We start from the raw sequence: 20156 nt of genomic DNA, 5'->3' as shown, positions 1-20156 counted from the left end.
ACAAGCAAACTAAGGCTGCTCAAAGTGCAGCTACCCAAGCCATCACCGATGAAAGTGCTGCTAACAGCGTCTTAGCTGTCATCAGTGCTCAAGCTAGTTCCGCTGCAGATGCTAGTGCTGCTGATAGTAGTGCTAAGAAAGCATCGAGTGAAGCAAGCAATGCATCGAGTGCCGCTGGTTCTAACGGTACTTCCAGTGCTTCCGCTGCAACTAGTTCAGCTTCCGCTGATACTAGTGGTGATTCTAGTGCAACTAGCTCTGCTGCTAGTCAAGCTGGTTCCCATGCTTCCGATGCCAGTTCCGCAGCTAGTGCTGCTAAGAGTGCCGCTTCTGCTAACCCAACTAACAGTTCGATCGCCTCTGATGCTTCTACGGCATCGAGTGCGGCTTCAATTGCTAGTTCCGCTGCTTCCGATGCTTCTAAGCAATCAAGTATCGCTAGTTCCGCTAACTCCATTGCCAGTTCTGCGAACTCCGATGCTAGTTCCGCTAACTCCGATGCCAGTTCTCAAGCTTCGATCGCATCTAGTGCCGCTTCTGCTGCCAGTTCGGCTGCGCAAAGTGGTAACAGTTCGGCTGCTTCCTCTGCTGAATCTGCTGCTAGTTCCGCTGCTAGTGCTGCATCCAGTGATAGCAACAAGGCTAGTTCCGCTGCCAGTGCTGCTAAGAGTGCCGCTTCTGATGCTGACAGTGCTAAGAGTGCTGCTTCAAATGATAACAGTACTGCTAGTTCCGCTGCCTCCACTGCATCATCTGCTAATAGTGCGGCTCAAAGTAGTGCCACTAGTGGTGGTTCCAGTTCTGCTAGTTCCGCCAGTTCTGCTGCATCATCCGGAAGTGCTGCCACCATTAGCTTAGCTAGTGGGGCCGATGCTAATGCTAAGGTCGCTAGCCAAGCTGCTAGTGTTGCTAGTTCTGCAACCAGTGTCGTTCACAGTTACTCCAACACTGCTGATCAAGACAGTGCCATCATGAGTGGCTATGTTGCCAATAACTCTAGTAACTCCGCTGTAAGTACTGCTAACTCCAACTTCCAAAGTGCCAGTGCTGCTTTGAGCTCGGTTGCCAAGAACGCCGATGCTGCTAACAGTTCTGCTGCTTCCGATTACAGTGTGGCAAGTACTGCTGCTAGTCTTGCTGATAGTGTTAATGCGAGTGCCGTTTCCAATGCGAACATGGCCAGTGTTTATGCTGCGCAAGCTAGTGAAGCCGTTCAAGCTGGTAATCTTTCCGATATCACCAAGTTCAATAGCTTAGCTACGAGCTACGCTGATCAAGTCGTTAGCTCCGTGGCGACGGTAAGTAGTTACGCTTCCAATGCCGCTACTGCTACGAAGGCTGCTGAAGATGCTTCTTCCGTTGCTTTGAGTGACGAAGCTCAAGCTAGTGCTTTGAACGATTCGATCGCTGCTGCGATGAGTGCTGCTTCGACTGCTAGTGGTGCTGATAGTTATGCTTCTAATGCATCTAGTGATGCAAGCATTGCTTCTAGTGCTGATGCCGGTACTAAGAAGGATTCCGCAACGGTAAGTTCCATTACTTCCGATGCTAAGAAGGCTTCTGATGCTGCTGGTTCCGATGCTAGTTCTGCCCATGCTCAAGCAAGTTCTGCTTCTAACGCTGCTAGTGAAGCTGCAAGTATCGCATCTGGGAACAGTGCTTACAGTTCCGCTGCTTCGACTGCCAAGAGTGCCGCTTCCGTTGCCAGTTCAGCTGCTTCTGATGCTGACTCCGCAAGCAAGGATGCTAGTTCCGCTGCTAGTGCCGCCGAAAGTGACAATGCAATTGCCAGTTCTGCTGCTAGTGCTACTAGTTCCGATAATTCCTTAGCATCCAGTGCTGCTTCTGATGCTAGTTCTGCTGCTCAAAAGGGTGACAGTGCGAAAGCTTCGACCGATGCAAGTATCGCATCTAGTGCCGCATCCAATGCCATCATCAACTCTAATGCTGCTTCCAGTGCTGCTAATGACGCTAAGAACCAATCCAGTGCGGCCAGTTCGGCTGCTAGTCGGGCTTCTAGCGATAACAGTACCGCTAGTTCCGCTAATAGTACGGCTTCCAGTGCGGCCAGTTCCGCATCCAGTGCTAGTTCGGCTGCTAGTTCCGGTACTTCTGGTAACTCCAGTGCTTCTGCCAGTGCTAAGAGTATTGCTGATAAGACCGCTACTTATGCTTCTGGTGCTGATAGTGATGCTGCCAAAGCAAGTACTGATGCCAGTGAAGCTAACTCTGCTGCGGCCGTAACTTCTGGTTACAACAGTGCTGCTACGAGTGAAGCTGCCGTTGCTTCTAGTTTTGCTAGTGCCAATGCTAAGAACAGTGTGGTCGCTAGTGCTAATAGTGCGGCTAGTTCTGCTGCGGCTCAAGTATCAGCCTTTAATTCAGATGCGATCGTTCAAGCAAGCATCGCAACTAGTGCTTACCAAGTTGCTAGTTCCGCTGCTAGAAGTGCCGACCAAGCTAACACGAATGCTTCGACGGCTGATTCAAACGTTAACAACTTGATCAGTCAAGCTAATAGTGCTTATGCTGCCGGTGATGTTGCTGGTGGAAGTATCTACGCTAACCAAGCTAATACGTCTGCTGCCAGCATGGCGCAATACGAAACTGATGCCTCGAACGCTTCGATCGCCGCTAGTTCGGCTCGGGTAATTGCTGATAGTGCTGCTGCAAAGGCCATCGCTGATGAAAGTTCTGCTTCTGCCTTTGCTAGTTCCGCTGCTAGTGATGCCTCGAATGCTTCGAGTGCTGCTAGTCAAGCTAGTTCCGCTAATAGTGGTTCCAGTGCCAATAGTAGTTCTGCTAACTCTGCTAAGAGTGCTGCTAACTCTGCATCAACTGGGGCTCAAACGAATGCTAACTTAGCTAGTCAATATGCTAGTGAAGCTGTTTCATACGCTAAGACTGCTAATACAGATACTGCCGATGCTCAAAAGGCATACAACAGCGTTAGTGCTTTAGCTAGTCAAAACGCATCTAACACTTCCTTAGCTAGTTATGCTACGCTTGCCAGTTCTGCTATGGCTGCCGTTAGTGCTGCTGATAGTGATGCTAACGTTCAATCTAGTATCGCGGTTAGTGCTAACAGTTCCGCTCAAACGATCAATTCCGCTAACTCCGCATTGAACGCTAGTGTAGTTGCCGCATCCAGTGCTGTAGATAATTACGACAGCTTAGCTAATTCCGCTTACTTAGCTGGTAGTACCGCTCAAGGTGATAGCTACGCTAAGGATGCTACTTCTCAAGTTGCTTCTGCTAGTTCATACGTTCAACAAATTGAAGCTAACTCCACTGCCATCCAAAGCTACACTAACATTGCAAGTAAGGCTGCTGCACAAGCATCTGCTGATGTTCAAACCGTATCCTTCAATGCTAGCGTAACTTCCAGTGCTTCGAGTGCGGCTAGTTCTGCTTCTGATAATGGTTCTAAGGGATCTAAGGCTGCTAGTTCTGCATCTAGTGCGGCTAGTTCCGCTGCTAGCGCAACTTCTAATGATGTAACTTCAGTTAGTGCTGATAAGTCAGCTGCTGATAGTTATGCTGCAGTTGCTAGTTCTGCTGCTTCAGTAGTAAGTTCTAATGCCGTCCTTAACAGTCAAACTGCTAATGAGATCAACAGCTTCTACAGTGCTAATACTACTAATTCCACGATCAAGAGTGCTTCTGCTGTTGCATCTAGTGCCATGATCGTCATCAACAGTGCTAATACTGATGCGCAAGTTCAAAAGCAAACCGCTTCTGATGCTGACTCCGCTGTAAATAGTGAAGTTGCCGTTGTAAGTTCCGCTAACACTGTTGCTCAAAGTGCTAATACCCAAGCTAATGTTTATGCTATCCAAGCTGCGAGTGCTTACAATACTGGAAGTATTTCCCTAGCTGACAACTTTACTTCATTGACCGAAAGTTATGCTTCGATCGCTGTTTCCAACGCTAACATTGCTTCTGATGCTGTAGTTGCTGCTGCTAGTTACACCAACACGGCAAGTACTGCTGCAAGCAAGGCGGTCGATGATGAAAACCACGCAAGTATTGCTGCTGCTTCCATGAACAGTGCGGCTAGTGATGCATCCAGTGCTAATAGTTCTGCTAATAGTGGGGCTAATAGTTCTGCTAGTTCCGCTAGTTCTGCTGCATCTAGCGCTAACTCCATCGTTAATAGTTACGCTAGTGCTGCCAATGCTGATGCAGCTAATGCTGAACAATACTCTATCAATGCATCCAGTGCCGATAGTGCCGTAACTAGTTATGCTAGTGATGCTACTGCTAAGAGTGCTTCTGTTGCAGCGATCATTAGTGCTAACTCCAGTAATGCAAGCAATGCGACGATCAAGTCCGCTGCTTCAACAGTCGCTAGTGCTAGTTCCGCAATCAGTGGTTTGAAGAGTGATGCTGATAATCAAAACGCAATTGCTAGTTCCGCTGCTAAGACTGCTGAATCAGCTGCAAGTCAAGCTGACAAAGATAGTCAAGCTGCTAGTTCCAATGCTAATATGGCCAGCGTCTTTGCTAGTCAAGCATCATCTGCTAATGCTGCTCACAACAATACTGATGCTGCTAAGTTCAACTCTACAGCTGCTAGTTACGCTAGTGATGCTGAAGGGGTCATCAGTGATGCTAGTTCTGCTGCTGCCGCTGCTAAGACTGCTACGGACACTGCATCAACTGCTGCTAGTTCCGCTGAAGCTGACCAAAGTAAGGCTGCTGACTTAGATAAGACGATCAGTGCTGCTGTTACATCTGCCCAAAATGCTAGTGCCGCTGATAGTTATGCATCCGGTGCTTCTAATGATGCAAGTATCGCATCTAGTGCTACTTCTGGTGCTGATGATTCATCTAAGGCTGCTGGTTCTGCTGCTACTAGTGCTGCTAGTGAAGCTAGTTCCGCTGCTAGTGATGCATCCAGTGCTGATAACTCTGCTAACAGTGCATCTGCTGATGCATCTAAGGCTGCCAGTGCTGCTTCTGCAAATCCTAAGAACAGTGCGATGAATTCTGCTGCTAGTGCTGCTAAGTCTGCTGCTAATGCTGCTAGTTCCGCTGCTAGTGATGCATCCAGTGCTGCTACCAGTGCTGCATCCGCTGCTTCCAGAGCTGCTAGTGAAAGTGGAATTGCATCTAGTGCAACTTCTGATGCTAACTCCGATAACTCTGCTGCATCCAATGCTGCATCCGCAGCCAGTGCTGCTGCTCAAAGTGGTGACAGTTCAACTGCATCTGCTCAATCGATCATTGCTAGTTCTGCAGCCAGTGCTGCTAAGAGCGCTAGTGCCATTGCTTCTAACGCTGCTAGTGCGGCTCAAAGTGATAACAGTGATGCTTCATCTGCTGCATCTAGAGCTTCGAATGATAGTTCTGCTGCAAGTTCAGCATCCAACGCTGCAAGTTCTGCTAACTCAGCTGCTTCTAGTGCTGCATCTGGTGCTAACTCCGGCTCAAGTTCCGCTAGTTCTGCCAGTTCCGCTGCTTCCAATGGTAGTGCCATCATCATTAGCTTAGCAAGTACTGCTGATGCCGATGCTAACTCCGCTAGCGTTGATGCAAGTATTGCATCCAGTGCTGCTAGTGTCGTTGCTGCTGATAGTTCAACTGCAACTTCCGATAGTGCGGTCATCAATAGTATTGCTACGCAAAACAGTGGTAACTCTGCAATGAGTAGTGCATTGAACTCCTTCAACTCCGCAAGTACTGCCGTATCCGGTTACAATACTGATGCCCAAGCTCAAAAGAGTGCTGCTAGTTCCGCTTACGTGGTTGCTAGTTCCAATGCTGCCATCGTTGATAGTATCAACACGGTTGCTAAGTCCAATGCTACAATGGCAAGCATCTATGCTAACCAAGCAAGTACTGCTGCTGTTAATGGTCAATCAGATGATCAAATCAATGCCTTGAACAGTAGTGCTGCTAGTTATGCTGCTGCTGTTGTAAATGCTGAAAGTACTGCTAGTGCTTATACATCATCCGTTGCAACTGCTACTGCTAGTGCTAAGAGTGCTGCTGATAAGGCCGTTGCTGATGAGAACAGTGCCAATGCTGAAATGGGTGTTATCAGTAATGCCATGAATTCAGCTAACGCTGCCAGTGCTGCTGATAGTTCCGCATCGAAGGCTGCTAGTGAAGCCAGTTCTGCTGCTAGTGATGCTTCTGGTAAATCTGGTGCTGGTTCTAATTCTGCTAGTGCTAGTTCTGATGCATCTGCTGCATCCAGTGCTTCTAATGATGCTAGTTCTGCTGCTTCTAAGGCAGGTAGCAATGCTAGTGATGCATCCAAGGCTGCTAGTGAAGCTTCCTCAACTGCTTCTGCTGCTTCCAATAACCCAGCTGCTAAGAGTGCTGCTAGTGATGCAAGTAAGGCCGCTTCAACTGCCAGTTCTGCTGCTAGTGACGCAAGTATTGCATCGAGTGCCGCCAGTTCTGCTAATAGTACTGCTAGTTCCGCTGCTAGTGATGCATCTAATGCATCCAGTGCTGCTAGTTCTGCTGCTTCTGCTGCATCTAGTGCTGCTAGTGATGCAAGTAAAGCTGCACAAAGTGGGGACAGTTCCGCTGCTAGTTCCGCTGAAAGTAAAGCATCCAGTGCTGCTGCTAGTGCTTCTGCTGACAGTTCGGCTGCAAGCAAGGCTGCAAGTATTGCCAGTTCTGCTGCTTCCGATGCTAAGAGTGCTGCTTCCCGTGCTGACAACGATAGCTCGATCGCTAGTTCCGCTAATAGTGCTGCTAGTTCCGCTAACTCCGCTGCTTCTAGTGCTTCCAATGCTGCTAGTTCCGGTGCTTCTGGTAACTCCAGTGCTTCTGCTTCTGCTAATAGTATTGCCAGTGCAACAGGAAGTTATGCTTCTGGTGCTGATGCCGATGCTTCTAAAGCCAGCGTCGATGCCAGTGAAGCTAACTCCGCTGCTGTCGTAACTTCTGGTTACAACAGTACTGCTACGAGTGAAGCTGCTGTTGCTTCAAGCATTGCTTCTGCTAATGCTAAGAACAGTATCGTTAATAGTGCTAACCAAGCTGCCAGTTCTGCCGCTTCATTAGTTGCTAGTTACAATGCTGATGCTTCTAACCAAGCAAGTATCGCTACAAGTGCTTACCAAGTTGCTAGTGCTGCTGCTAAGAGTGCCGACCAAGCTAATACCAATACCACAACCGGGGTATCTAACGTTAATAACTTGATCAGTCAAGCTAATAGTGCCTTTGCTGCCGGAGATACTGCTGGTGGAACTCAATTTGCTAGTCAAGCAACTTCTGCTGCTGCATCCATGGCTCATTACCAAACTGATGCATCGAATGCTTCGATCGCTGCTAGTTCTGCTCGAGTAATTGCTGATAGTGCTGCTGCTAAGGCTAAGGCTGATGAACAATCTGCTTCTGATTACGCTAAGAGTGCTACCTCCGATGCTTCAAATGCTTCAAGTGCTGCTAGTCAAGCCAGTTCGGCCGCTAGTGGTTCAAGTTCTAATAGTAGTAATGCTTCCAGTGCTAAGAGTATTGCTAACAGTGCATCTACTGGTGCTTCAACTAATGCTAAGTTAGCAAGTCAATATGCTAGTGCTGCTGTTTCCTACGCTAAGATCGCTAATAGTGATACTGCTAGTGCTCAAACTGCTTACAACAGTGTTAGTGCTTTAGCTAGTCAAAATGCTGTTAATACTTCATTAGCTAGCTACGCTAAGATTGCAAGTGCAGCAATGAGTTCTGTTAATGCTGCTGATAGTGATGCTAATGTTCAATCTGGTATTGCTACTAGCGCTAATAGCTCAGCTCAAAGTATCAATTCTACTGATGCTGCTTTAGTTGCTGCTAATAGTAGTTATGTTGATGCCGTAAGTGTTGCTGATAGTAATGCTAACTCCGCTTACTTAGCTGGAAGTACTGCTGATGGTGATAGCTATGCTAAAGCCGCTAGTGATGCTGTTTCAGCTGCTCAATCAACTGCTAACCAATTGGTTGCTAACTCCAGTGCAATTCAAAGTTACACTAACATCGCAAGTACTGCTGCTAGTCAAGCTTCCAATGATGTTCAAACCATCAGCTTGAACGCAAGTATTACTTCTAGTGCATCCAGTGCTGCTAGTTCTGCTGCTTCAGGTGGTTCTAGTGCTGCTAGTGGTAACAGCTCAGCTTCTAGTGCTGCTAGTTCTGCTGCTAGTGCGATCGTTATCGATGGTAACGTTGCTAGTGCTAATGCATCTAATGCTGCTAAGTACTCTGCAGAAGCCAGTTCTGCTGCTACAGTTGTAAGTAACACGACTTCAAGTGCTTCGAACGTTGCTAACGAGATCAATAGTTACTACAACAACAACACGACTGATTCTGTTCTTAAGAGTGCTCACGAAACTGCAACTAGTGCCATGAGTGCTATCAATAGTGCTAATAGTGATGCTCAAATTCAAAACAACACAGCATCCAGTGCTTACAGTGCGGTCGTTAGTCAAGTTAGTGTGATTGCTGCACAAAGTTCTGCAGTTGCAAGTGCTATCAGTGTTATTGCTTCTAACTCTATGAATGCTTCTGTTGCCCTTGCTGGTGGTAGTTACACTGCTGCATCTAGCTACACTGCAATTGCTGAATCCGCTGCTGCGGTTGCCAGTGATGATGCTGTAGTTGCATCTAGTGCTGCTGCTAATACGACTAGCTTAACTGGTGTTGCCAGTGTTGCTGCAAGCAAGGCAATCGATGATGAAAATACTGCTAGTTTAGCATTTAGTAAGATGAACAGTGCTGCTAGTGATGCTTCAAGTGCTAATAGTTCAGCTAATAGTAGTGCAGCTAGTTCCGCAAGTTCTGCTAGTTCTGCTGCTGCTTCTGGTAGCAAGCAAATCTTCAGTTTCGCAAGTACTGCTGATGCTGATGTAAATGCTGCAAGTATTGCTAATAGTACTGCTGCTAGTGCCGCTAGTGTTGTTGCTAGTGACAAAGCCGTTGCTGATCAAGATAGTGCGGTTATGAGTGGTTACATTGCTGCTAACTCCGGTAACTCCGCTATTGCCAGTGATGCGAAGGTATTCAGTTCTGCTAGTGCTGCTGTTTCAAATTACAATTCTGATGCTCAAGCACAAAAGAGTGCTGCCAGTTCTGCTTACAGTGTTGCTAGTTCTGCTGGTGTAATTGTTGATAGCATCAACGTTGCCGCTAAGTCCAACGAAGCCATGGCTAGTCTCTATGCTAGTCAAGCTGCTTCCGCTGTAACTGCTGGTTCATCTGCTCAAGCTACTACTTGGAACAGTATGGCTGCTAGTTACGCTAGTGATGTTACGAATGCTATCGGTTCTGCTAGTCAATACACTGCTTCTGTTGCTACTGCTACTTCAACTGCTCAAAGTGCTGCTAAACAAGCCGTTTCTGATGAAAGTGCTGCTTCTGATGAAATGAATACGATCAATGGGGCCATGAGTGCTGCTAGTGCTGCCAGTGCTGCTGATAGTTCCGCATCGAAGGCTGCTAGTGAAGCTAGTTCTGCTGCTAGTGATGCTTCTGGTGAATCCGGTGCTACTTCAAATGCATCCAGTGCTAATGATGATAGCTCTGCTGCTAATAGTGCATCTAGTGATGCCAGTTCTGCTGCTGCTGGTGCTGGTAGTGATGCCAGTGATGCTGGTTCCGCTGCAAGTGCTGCTGCCTCAACTGCTTCTAATGCTGGTGATAACCCAGCTGCTAAGAGTGCTGCAAGTGCTGCAAGCAAGGCTGCCTCAACTGCTAGTTCCGCTGCTAGTGATGCTTCGATCGCATCTAGTGCTGCTAATAGTGCATCTAGTGCGGCTAACAGTGCTAACAGTGCTGCTAATAGTGCCAACAGTGCTGCAAGCAAGGCTGCATCTACGGCTAGTTCCGCTGCTAACGCTGCATCTAAGGCTGCCCAAAGTGGTGACAGTTCCGCTGCTAGTGCTGCTGAAAGTACGGCTTCTAATGCTGCCAACAGTGCTTCTGCTGCCAGTTCTGCTGCTAAGAGTGCTGCTAACGATGCCAGTTCTGCTGCTTCTGCTGCTAAGAGTGCTGCTAGTCGGGCTGACAATGATAACTCCATTGCTAGTTCTGCTGATAATGACGCTAAGTCTGCTAATAGTGCTGCATCCAGTGCATCCAGTGCAGCAAGTTCCGCTGCTTCTGGTAACTCTAGTGCTTCTGGTTCTGCTTCCAGTATTGCCAACGCAACTAGCGTAATTGCTAGTGGTGCCGATGCTAATGCTAATGCTGCTAGTCAATATGCTAGTGAAGCTAATAGTGCGGCTGCTAAGACTTCTGGTTACCTTAGTGATGCCAATAGTCAAGCTGCGGTTGCTTCTGGTTTTGCCTCTGCTAACGCTACGAACAGCTTAGTTCAAAGTGCTAATAAGGCTGCTAGCGATGCTGCTTCTGCGGTTGCTAGTTTGAATACTGATGCTACTAGCCAAGCATCAATCGCAACTAGTGCTTACAAGGTAGCTAGTGCCGCTGCAAATAGTGCAGATCGTGATAATGCTAATGCAAGTGCCAGTGCATCAACTGTTAATAGTTATGTAGCTGCTGCAAATAGTGCATTTAGTGCCGGTAGTATTACTAATGGTAGTATCTTTGCTAGTCAAGCCAGTGCTACTGCCAAGGATATGATCAAGTATCAAAATGATGCAGTTGCTCAATCTGATGCTGCTTCATCTGCTACGATCGTTGCCTCTAACGCTGCTGCTAAGGCAATTGCCGATGAAAGTTCAGCTTCTGCTTATGCTCAAAGTGCTGCTTCTGATGCTAGTTCTGCATCCAGTGCTGCTAGTGGAGCAAGTTCCGCTGCTAGTGGTTCCAGTTCCAACAGTAGTGCTGCTAATTCCGCAAGTGCTATTGCTTATAGTATTGCTGCTGCTGCTAATACGAATGCTAGTTTAGCTGTTTCTTATGCTGGTGATGCTGCTAAGTATGCAAGTATTGCTAATAGTGATACTAATAGTGCTCAAACTCAATTTACTAGTTTGACTAACTTAGTTAACCAAAACGAAAACAAGAATAACGCTGTCTTGAACAGTTACTACAATGTTGCTAGTTCCGCAATGGCTAGTTTAACTGCTGCTAATAGTGATGCTCAAGATCAAAAGAGTATCGCAAGTAATGCTGCCAGTGCTGCTCAATCAGTTAATGTTACTGATTCCGCATTAGTATCTGCTGTTAATAGTGCATCAAATGCCGTTAATGTAGCTGATAGTAATGCTAACTCCGCTTACTTAGCTGGAAACTTAAGTGCTGCTAGTCAATACTCAACGGCTGCTGTCTCTGATGTCGATGCTGCTAAGAGTGCGGTTGCTTCCTTAACTGCTAACTCTAGTGCAATTCAAAGTTACACTAATATTGCTAGTGATGCTGCTGCCAAGGCATCTGCTGATGTTAACACGATTAACATCAGTGCCAGTGCTGCATCGAGTGCTGCCAGTGGTGCCAGCTCTGCTGCATCGAGTGCTTCCGGTGGTTCTAAGTCCGCTAGTTCTGCATCCAGTGCTGCTAATTCTGCATCCAGTGCAATTGCATCTGTTGTAACTAAGGTTAATGCTGATGATGCTGATGCTACTAAGTATGCATCAATTGCATCCAGTGCTGCTGCTGTTGTTAGTGGTGATGTTACTACTAATAGTAGTGTTGCTGCTCAAATCAACAGTGAATTCAATGCTAACCCAAGTGATACTGTCATCAGAAGTGCCGCTTCGGTTGCATCGAGTGCAATGAGTGTCATCAACAGTGCTAACACCGATGCACAACTTCAAAATGCTACCGCATCCAGTGCTAAGGCAGGGGTTGATAGTGATGTTGCAGTTGTAAGTTCTGCTAACCAAGCTGCTTCATTTGCTAATTCATTAGCTAACCAATTCGCTAGTCAAGCTGCTTCCTACTACAATGCTGGTCAAAACAGTGTTGCTGATGGATTTACTTCTCAAGCTGTCAGTGCTGCATCAGTTGCTGTATCCAATGCTGATCTTGCTAAGAGTACTGCTTCTAATGCTGATAGCTTAACTAGTGATGGTAGTATTGCTGCAAGCAAGGCGGTTTCTGATGAAAGTGCTGCTAATGCTGCTGCACTTTCCATGAACGCTGCATCTAGTGCCGCATCTAGTGCTAATAGTTCTGCTAATAGTGGTGGTTCTAAGTCCGCTAGTTCCGCCAGTTCTGCTGCATCTAGTGCTTCTGCTACTATTTCTGGATTTGCTAGTGCTGCTAATGCTGATGCTCAAAACGCTGAAAGTTATGCTAGTGTTGCATCCAGTGCTGATAGTGATGTTAATAGTTACTCTGCTAATGCAAATTCAGCAACTTCAACTATTAACTCCATTCAAAGTGCTAACTCCAGTAACGCAAGTAATGCCGTAATCAATAGTGCTTCTAAAGCAATTGCTAGTGACAGTGCTTCAATTGCTAGTCTTACTAGCGACGCTGACAGTCAAAAGACAATTGCCAGTTCTGCTGCTAGTGTAGCTTCAACTGCTGCCAGTCAAGCTACTAAGGACAGCTTTGCTGCTAGTTCAAATGCCGCTATGGCAAGTATCTTTGCTAGTCAAGCTGTTTCAGCTATCAATAATGATCACAACAACAACGCTGCTGCTACATTCAATTCACAAGCTGCCAGTGCTGCTAGTGCTACTGAAGCTATCATTAGTGATGCTGCTAGCCAAGCTGATAGTGCTTCATCTGCTACGATTGTAGCATCAAAGGCTGCTGCTCAAGCTCAAAGTGATGACAGTGCTGCTAAGGCATTGAATGGTTCGATCAATGATGCTATTAAGTCCGCTAACGCTGCTAGTGCTGCTGATAGTGATGCTTCTAACGCATCCAGTGCTGCTAGTGAAGCATCTAGTGCTAACTCTGGTACTGATAGTGATTCTGCTGATACTAGTTCAGCTGCTAGCCAAGCTTCATCAACTGCTAGTTCCGCTGCTAGTGATGCATCCAGTGCTTCTAGCGATGCTAAGAGTGCTGCAAGTGATGCAAGCAAGGCTGCTTCTGCTGCTTCTGCTCATCCTGGTAACAGTACGATGAGTTCTGCTGCTAGTGCTGCCAGTTCTGCTGCTTCAACTGCCAGTTCTGCTGCTTCTGATGCATCCAGTGCTGCTAGTCAAGCAAGTTCAGCTGCATCTAAGGCTGCTAGTGATAACAGTAAGGCTGCTTCTGATGCAAGCAAGGCTGCTTCTGCTAATAGCATCGCATCTAGTGCGGCATCTAATGCTAGTTCTGCTGCTCAAAGTGGTGATAGTTCAACTGCTTCTAAGGACGCTTCGATCGCAAGTTCCGCTGCTAGTGACGCTAAGTCCGCTAGTGCTGATGCTTCATCTGCTGCTAGTGATGCTAAGAGTGCCAACAGTGATGCTTCATCTGCTGCTTCGAAGGCATCCAGTGCTAACTCAACTGCTAGTTCTGCATCTAGTGATGCTAGTTCCGCTAACTCTGCTGCATCTAGTGCATCTAGTGCGGCAAGTTCCGGTGCTTCTGGTAACTCCAGTGCTTCTAGTTCTGCTAATAGTATTTCTGCTGCAACTAGCATCGCTGCTTCTGGTGCCGATGCCAGTGCTAAGGACGCAAGCAAGTACGCTAGTCAAGCATCCAGTGCTGCTGTTAAGGTGGCTAGTTACAATGCTGATGCTACTAGTCAAGCTGCAGTTACTTCCGCAATTGCTTCTGCATATCCACAAAACAGTGTCATCAATAGTGATAATGCTGCTGCCAGTTCCGCTGCTGCTGCAATCAGTAGTTTGAATGCTGATGCTGCTAACCAAGCAAGCATTGCTGCTAGTGCTTACCAAGTTGCTAGTGCTGCTGCTTCAAGTGCTGATCAAGATAACGCCAATGCCGCTTCCGGTGCTAGTGTTGTTAATGGCTTTATCAGTCAAGCCAACACGGCATTCTCCAATGGTGATAACAATGGTGGAAGTACCTTTACTAGCTTAGCTAGTTCTGCGGTTACTTCAATGGCTAAGTACGAAACTGATGCAACTGTTCAATCTAGTGCTGCTAGTGCTGCAACTGTAGTTGCTTCTAAGGCTGCTGCTCAAGCAATTGCTGATGAAAGTTCTGCTGCTGCTTATGAATCCGCTGCTTCATCTGCTGCTAGTGGAGCAAGTAAGGCATCCAGTGCTGCTAGTTCCGCTTCTAACAACTCCGGTAACAACAGTTCTGCTGCAACTTCTGCTTCATCAATTGCTAATAGTATTGCTGCTGCTGATGCTAACAATGCTGCCTTAGCATCTGGTTATGCTTCTGAAGCTGTATCATACGCTGTGATCGCTAATAGCAATACTGCAATTGCCAATGGTCAATACAGTAGTTTGACGAGCTTAGTAAGTCAAAACCCTGCTAATAGTTCCTTAGCAAGCTATGCTGCAATTGCTAGTTCTGCGATGGCTTCATTAACTGCTGCTGATAGTGATGCTAATGTTCAATCTGGTATTGCTACTAAGGCTGCTAGTGCTGCTGAAAGTCTTGCTTCTGGTGATACTTCCTTAGTTGCTGCCATTTCAGCTGCTTCAGTTGCTGTAGCTACTGCTGATAGTCAAGCTAACTCCGCATACAACGCTGGTAATTCTGCTAATGGTGATGTTTACTCATCAGTTGCTGTTAGCCAAGTTGCTGCTGCTGAATCCATTGCTACAGTAATGAAGAACAACTCCAGTGCAATTCAAAGTTACACTACGGTTGCTTCCAATGCTGCTACTAAGGCTTCTGAAGATGCTCAAACTGTATCCATCAATGCTAGCGTAACTTCAAGTGCTTCAAGTGCTGCTAGTTCTGCTGCATCGAATGGCTCTAAGGGCTCCAAGTCCGCAAGTTCCGCATCTAGTGCTGCTGGTTCCGCTGCTAGTGCAACTACTTCTGATGTAAGTCTTGCTAGTGGTAACCAAATTGCTGCTTCAAGTTATGCTGCCGTTGCAAGTTCCGCTGCTTCCGTTGTAAGTTCCAATGCAATTATTAATAGTAGTGAAGCTGCTATCATCAACAGTTACATGAGCGACAACCCAAGCAATGCCGATATTAGTTCCGCTGCTGTAGTTGCATCCAGTGCAATGATCGTTATCAATAGTGCTAATAGTGATGCGCAAACTCAAAAGAGTATTGCTGCTAGTGCTGATAGCGCCGTTGATTCTCAAGTTGCCATCGTAAGTTCTGCTAATAGTGTTGCTCAAAATGCTAATACCTTTGCTAACCAATATGCTAGTGAAGCTGCTAGTGCTTACAATGCTGGTCAAACCACAACTGGTGATAACTTTACTTCACAAGCTTCTAGTGCTGCATCTGTTGCGGTTGCTAATGCTTCCGCTGCCAAGATTGCTGCTGATGCTACAACAAGCTTAACTTCTGTTGGTAGTATCGCTGCAAGCAAGGCTAAGGATGATGAAAATACTGCGAATGTTGCTTCTGCTGCTATGAGTAGTGCTGCAAGTTCCGCATCATCTGCTAACAGTTCTGCTGCTAAGGGTGGTTCCAGTGCTGCAAGTTCTGCTAGTGCGGCTGGTCAAAGTGCTTCTGCACAAGTTAACAGCTACGCAAGTGCTGCTAATGCTGATGCTGCTAACGCTGTTAAATATGCTAGCGAAGCATCTAGTGCTGATAGTGCTGTAAACAGTTACTCTGCTGATGCTGATCAACAAAGTAAGGCTATGGACGCCATTGTTTCTAACAACCCAAGTAACGCTGCTATTTCCAGTGCCGCTGCTAGATTGAATAGTGATACTTCTGCAATGACCAGTGTTAAGAATGATGCTGATGTTCAAAACAGTACTGCTAGTGCCAACGCTTTAGTTGCTCAATCTGCTGCTAGTCAAGCTAATGTGGACAGTCAAGTTGCAAGTTCTGCTGCTAATATGGCTAACACTTATGCAAGTCAAGCTGCTGCTGCTATCAATGCACATCACAATTCCGATGCTGCTGCATTAACTTCACAAGCTGAAAGTGCTGCTAGTCAAGCTATCAATGTTATCAGTGATGCTAGTTCTGCTGCTGCAACTGCTAAGAGTGCAACTGACAATGCTTCAGTTGCTGCAAGTAAGGCAATTGCTGATCAAGCTGCTGCTAAGTCATTAGATACTGATATCAGTGTTGCTGTTAACTCCGCTAATGCTGCTAGTGGTGCCGATAGTGATGCATCTAAGGCATCCAGTGCTGCCAGTCAAGCTTCGAACTCCGCTAATGGTAGTTCCGCTGCTGGTTCTAACTCTTCTAATGCCGGTTCTGATAGTTCTGATGCTAGTTCTGCTGCAAGCAAGGCTGGTAGTGATGCCAGTGGTGCTTCTAGCAATGCTTCAAATGCATCCAGTGCTGCCAGTGCTGCAAGCAAGGCTGCTTCTGATGCTTCTGGTAACAGTTCCGCTGCCAGTGATGCATCTAAGGCATCCAGTGCTGCTAGTCAAGCTAGTTCCGCTGCTAGCGATGCTAGCTCAGCTGCTAGTGATGCTAGTTCCGCATCCAGTGCCGCTAGTTCCGCAAGCAAGGCTGCTAGTTCCGCTGCTAGTGATGCTAGTTCCGCTGCCAGTGATGCTTCGAAGGCTGCTAGCGATGCTAGTTCTGCTGCTCAAAGTGGTAACAGTTCTGCCGCTAGTTCCGCTGCAAGCAAGGCTGCTAGTGATGCATCCAAGGCTGCTTCTGCTAGTTCCGCTGCATCTAGTGCTGCTAGTGATGCTTCAAGTGCTGCAAGCAAGGCTAAGAGCGCTGCATCCAAGGCTTCCGCTGATAGCTCAACTGCTTCCAGTGCCGCAAGTGCTGCCAGTTCTGCTGCTAGTGATGCTTCAAGTGCTGCTAGCTCTGGTAAGTCTGGTGCTAATTCTGCAAGCAATATTCCAGGATCTGCTGCTTCAACTGCCAGTGCAACTTCAGTAACTGCCGGTAAGGTCGATGCTGATGCTACTGCCGCCCAAAGCTATGCTGTGATCGCTAGTTCCGCTGCTAGTGTAACTTCTGGTTATAACAGTGCTGCGGTTAGTGAAGCTGCGATTGCTTCTAGCTTCGCCGCTGCTAATACGCAAAACAGCCTAGTAAACAGTGCCAACTCTGCTGCTAGTTCTGCTGCTTCAGCCGTTGCCAGTTACAATGCTGATGCACAAAGTCAATCATCAATTGCTGCTAGTGCTGCTAGTGTTGCTTCCGCTGCTGCTAACAAGGCTGATAATGATAATGCCAATACTTCTAATGCCGTTATCAATATCAATAGCTTAGCTAGCGTTGCCGTAAGCTACTACAATGCTGGTAACACCGCTAATGGTGATATCTATGCTGGTCAAGCTACTGCTTCAGCTAATGCATTGAAGGGCTACGAAAGTGATGCCACTGTTCAATTGAGTGTCGCTGACGCTGCAACTTCAACTGCTAAGTCGGCTGCATCTCAAGCCGTTGCCGATGAAAAGGCTGCTGGTAGTTTGTCTATCGATGTTAAATCCGATGCTTCCAACGCTTCTAGTGCTGCTAGTCAAGCTAGTGGTAACAGTTCCGCTGCTTCTAGCAATGCTTCATCTGCTAACTCCGCTGAAACAGTTACTAACAGTGCTGCATCTGGTGCTAATGCTAATGCATCTGCTGCTAATAGTTACGCTAGTGAAGCTAGATCTTACGCCGTAGTTGCAAATAGTGATACTGCTTCTGCTGAAAAGGCTAACGACAGTGTTGCTTCACTTGCATCTGCAAACTCCGCTAATGCTTCATTAGCTAGTTACGCTGCTGCTGCTAGTTCTGCTATTGCTGCTATCACATCTGCTGATAGTGATGCTAATAGTCAATCTGCTATCGCAACTAACGCTGCTAGTCTTGCTAACAGCATCAACGCTTCAACTGCTGCCTTAAGTGCTGCCGTTTCAAGTGCTTCTGATGCCGTTAGTGCTAATGATGCATCTGCAAACTCTGCTTACTTAGCAGGGGATGTCACATCTGCTTCTAGTTACGCTGCTGCAGCTAAGTCAGCTGTGATCGTTGCTAGTGTTAACGCTGCCTCCATGGTTGCTAACTCCACTGCAATTCAATCACAAACTGATATTGCTAGTTCCGCTGCTGCTCAAGCTGCTAAGGATGTTCAAACCATCGCACTTCAAGCTAGTGTAACTGCTAGTGCTTCAAGTGCTGCCAGTTCCGCTGCTAACGGTGGTAAGAGTGGTGCTAGTTCTGCTAATTCAGCATCCAGTGCTGCTAGTTCCGCTGCTAGTGCAACCTCTAACGATGTTAACCTTGCTAGTGCTAATAAGAGTGTCGCTGATAGTGCAACTTCAGTTGCCATCTCTGCTGCTTCCGTTGTTAGTGCTGACACGAGTGCTGGTAGTAATACTGCTGCTAAGATCAATAGCTTAGTTACGGTTGATCCTTCCAATGCTAGTCTTGCAAGTACCGCTTCTGATGCTAACAGTCAAATGGCCATCATCAATAGTGCTAATAGTGATGCTCAAGATCAAAAGAGTATCGCCATCAGTGCTGATAGTGCCGTTAACTCACAAGTTGCTGTGATCAGTGCTGCTAACTCCGCTGCTCAAAGTGCCAACAACATGGCTAACTTTATAGCTAGTCAAGCTGCTGCTAACTACAACAACGGTAACCTTGCTAGTGCTACTGCTCAAACTGCCCAAATCGAATCTTACGCATCTATCGCTAGTCAAAATGCTACGGTTGCTGCTAGTGCAACTACCGCAACATCTAGCTTAACTAAGATCGCTGTTTCCGCTGCTAGTCAAGCGGTTGCTGATGAAAACACTGCCAAGGTTGCTTCTGCTTCCTTGAACTCTGCTTCCAATGCTGCTTCTAAGGCTGCTTCTGGTGCTAATAGTAGTGCTGCTAGTTCCGCTAATAGTGCTGCCAGTTCTGCTGCCAGTGATTCTGCTAGTGCTTCTGCATTCAACTCCGCTGCTCAAGCTGATGCTTCTGCTGCTCAAAGTTATGCTTCCGAAGCATCTAGTGCTGACAATGCCGTAACTAGTTACTCCAACGATGTTAATGCTCAAAGTGCTAACATGGCCAGCTTCGTTTCTGGTAACCCAAGCAACTCCGCAATTGCTAGTGCTGCTGCTGACTTGAACAGTGCTCAAAGTGCTATGAACAGCGTTAAGAGTGATGCTGATAGTCAAAACGCAATTGCTAGTTCCGCCGCTGCTGCTGCTAAGAACGATGCTAGTGCAACTGCTAGTGCTGCAACAGTTGCTAGTTCCGCTGCCAACATGGCCAGCTTCGTTGCTAGTCAAGCTGACTCCGCTGCTAGTGCTGGTAACACTTCCGCTGCTACCTCATTTGCTAATGCCGCTACTAGTTATGCTAATGCTGCTCACGCAGTCATCAGTGCTGCTGCATCTGCTAAGTCCGATGCTGACAGTATGACTGCCAGTGCTAAGGCTGCTGCTAGTGCTGCGATCGCTGATCAAGCTAAGGCTTCCGCTCTTGATAGCCAAGCTAAGGCTGATGTAACGAAGGCATCCATTGCTAGTGGTGCTGCTAGTCATGCATCTGATGCATCAAGCGCTGCTTCATCCGCAAGCTCCGCTAACTCTGGTGCTTCATCTGCTGCTTCTGGTGCAAGTTCTGCTAGTTCTGATGCTAGTTCCGCAAGTTCCGCTGCTAGTTCTGATTCCAGTGCTGCATCCAGTGCTGCAAGCAAGGCCAGCTCTGCTGCTAGTCAAGCTTCATCAACTGCTTCTGGTGCTTCTGGTAACTCCGCTGCTAGTTCTGCTGCTTCTAAGGCATCCAGTGCTGCAAGCAAGGCCAGTTCTGCTGCTAGTGATGCAAGTTCCGCTTCTAGCGAAGCAAGTTCCGCATCTAGTGAAGCCAGTTCCGCTGCAAGCAAGGCTAGTTCCGCTGCTAGTGATGCAAGTTCTGCTGCTAGTGAAGCATCCAGTGCTTCCAGTGCTGCTAGTTCCGCTGCTCAAAGTGGTAACAGTTCCGCTGCTAGTTCTGATGCATCTAAGGCATCTAGTGCTGCAAGTAAGGCATCTGCTGATAGCTCCGCTGCATCTAGTGCTTCATCTGCTGCATCCAGTGCTGCAAGTAAGGCATCCAGTGCTGCATCCAGAGCTTCATCTGATAACTCAACTGCCAGTTCTGCTGCTAGTGATGCTAGTTCCGCTAACTCCGCTGCATCCAGTGCTGCTAGTGCCGGAAGTCCGGTGCAAGCAATACTAGTTCCGCTGCTAGTGATGCTAACTCCACTGCATCTGCAACTTCCGCAATTGCAGGCTCAGTTGATGCTAATGCTTCCTTAG

1 protein-coding gene (running past one end of the window) is annotated in these 20156 nt (G+C 47.2%); it reads left to right on the top strand.

Features of this window, described 5'->3' with window-relative positions; translation table 11 throughout:
- Positions 1–20156, top strand: the 3' portion of a protein-coding gene (locus AC3B6G_RS06445; RefSeq protein WP_489849589.1) for a hypothetical protein. 18217 nt of this gene lie to the left of the window's left edge; the window shows 20156 of its 38373 coding nt (coding positions 18218–38373); its start codon lies beyond the left edge, outside the window; it ends in the stop codon at positions 20154–20156.

It is taken from the genome of Nicoliella sp. ESL1149 (assembly GCF_058107265.1).
This window is presented reverse-complemented; position numbering and strand designations above follow the sequence as displayed.